At 74.0% G+C, this 1,905-nt stretch carries 3 protein-coding genes; all 3 read left to right on the forward strand.

Annotation, left to right across the window (positions count from 1 at the left end):
- On the forward strand, positions 1-466 hold a 466-nt coding region (locus tag G3I65_RS44365; RefSeq protein ID WP_160701423.1), incomplete at its 5' end, for a LacI family DNA-binding transcriptional regulator.
- A 16-nt stretch (positions 467-482) separates the two neighbouring features.
- Positions 483-971 carry a DinB family protein gene (locus tag G3I65_RS44370; RefSeq protein WP_160701424.1) on the forward strand — a complete coding sequence of 163 codons (489 nt, stop codon included), beginning with the start codon at positions 483-485 and terminating at the stop codon, positions 969-971.
- 124 nt (positions 972-1,095) lie between these two features.
- The coding region (locus G3I65_RS44375; protein WP_160701425.1) for a carbohydrate-binding protein at positions 1,096-1,905 on the forward strand (810 nt) is incomplete at its 3' end.

The raw sequence follows: 1,905 nt of genomic DNA on the forward strand, positions 1-1,905 counted from the left end.
GCGCGGCTGTCGTCGCGTCGCCACGATCGCGGGCCCGGCGGGCACCCCGGCCGGCCAGGACCGGCTGGCCGGTTTCCGCGACGCGATGGCCCGGCACGGCCACGCCTACGTCGCGGTTGCCGAGGGCGACTTCACCGAGCACGGCGGCGAACGGGCGATGGAACGCCTGCTGGCCGAGGATCCCGCGCTGGACGGCGTGTTCGTGGCCAACGACCTGATGGCCTACGGCGCGCTGACGGTGCTCCGCGAAGCCGGTCGCCGCGTCCCGGACGACGTGGCCGTGATCGGTTTCGACGACAGCCGGGTCGCGCTGAGCTGCCGCCCCCGGCTCACGACGGTCCGCCAGCCGGTCGAGGAGATGGGCGCGGCGATGGCCCGGATGGTCCTCGACCGCATGGCCGACCCGTCCCTGCGCGCCGAATCGGTGATCTTCGACCCGGAACTGGTGGTCCGCGGTTCGGCGTGAGCGCTAGGTTCGCTCCATGGCCGAAACCCAGCGCAAACCCGTGCCGCGCAACGACGGCGGGGAGCTCGACACCGCGACGGCGTTCCTGACCTTCGCCCGCGAGTCCGTGCTGAAGAAGACCGACGGGCTCACCGAAGAGCAGCTGCGCCGGGTCCTCGTCGACTCCGGCACCACGCTGCTCGGGCTGGTCCACCACCTGACGCTGGCCGAGCGGTACTGGTTCGGGCACCACGTCGCCGGCGGCGAGGACCCCGGCGACATCGACATGACCGTGCCCGCCGGGCGCACCGCCGCGGACGTGCTGGCCGGCTACCGCGCGGAGATCGCGGCGAGCGACGCCGCGGTCCGGGCGGCGGGCGACCCGGACCGTCCGGTGGCGATCCCGGTCCAGGGCACGCACCACACCCTGCGGTGGGTGCTCGCGCACATGACGTCCGAGACCGCCCGGCACGCGGGGCACGCCGACATCCTTCGCGAGCAGCTCGACGGCGTTACCGGCCGCTGACCTGTCCGGACAAGTTCGCCCCGGCGGTCTGGACACCGGCCGCCGCGCTGTGCTCAGATCGTTCCGGCTTTTCCAACGTTGTAAAAAATGCCGAGGTCCCCCTGACCGGAACGGAGTTCCGCCCGTGCGGACGAGAACAGCGAGAGCCCTGCGGCTGACGTGCGTGGTCGCCGTCGCCGCGGCTACCGTGAGCGTCGCGACCCCCGCCACCGCCGCCCCGCGCGGCCAGACCGTCACCGCCGGGAACGCGCGCTTCCAGGTGCTGTCGCCGACGGTGATCCGGACCGAGTACGCCGGTGACGGCCGCTTCACCGACGCCGCCACCTTCAACGCCGTCGGCCGCGGCGCGTTCACGCCGACGCCGTACACCTCCACCGTTTCCGGTGGCGTGCTGACGATCCGGACGAGCGCGACGACCCTGACCTACCGCCTCGACTCGGGCCCGTTCGACGGCGGCAACCTCGAAGTGCGCACGACCGCGGGCGCGACCCCGGTGCTCGCCGCGCCGTGGCGCCACCTGACCTGCCGGACCGGCGCGCTCTGCGAGGCCGAAGACCTGACCGCCGACGGGCTCGGCGTCGCCACCGACCACCGGGGCTACACCGGCGAGGGCTTCCTCGCCGGCTTCGAAAGCGCCGGCACGTCGGCGACCGCGGACGTCGAAGCCACCGCCGCCGGGACGTACGCACTGGCCGCCCGCTACGCCAACGGGCAGGGCGGGGACGGCCAGCACGTCACGCGCACGTTGAGCGTTTCGGTCGACGGCGGCGCGCCGCAGAAGCTCACCCTGCCGGTCACGGCCGACTGGGACACCTGGGCGGTCGCGTCCGTCCCGGTCACCCTCGGCGCCGGGCACCACAGCGTCCGCCTGCAGCGGACCGCGGCCGACTCCGGCAACGTCAACGTCGACGCCCTCGCGGCACTCCCGGCGGGG

The sequence above is a fragment of the Amycolatopsis sp. SID8362 genome (genome assembly GCF_010550475.1).
GTDB lineage: Bacteria > Actinomycetota > Actinomycetes > Mycobacteriales > Pseudonocardiaceae > Amycolatopsis > Amycolatopsis eburnea.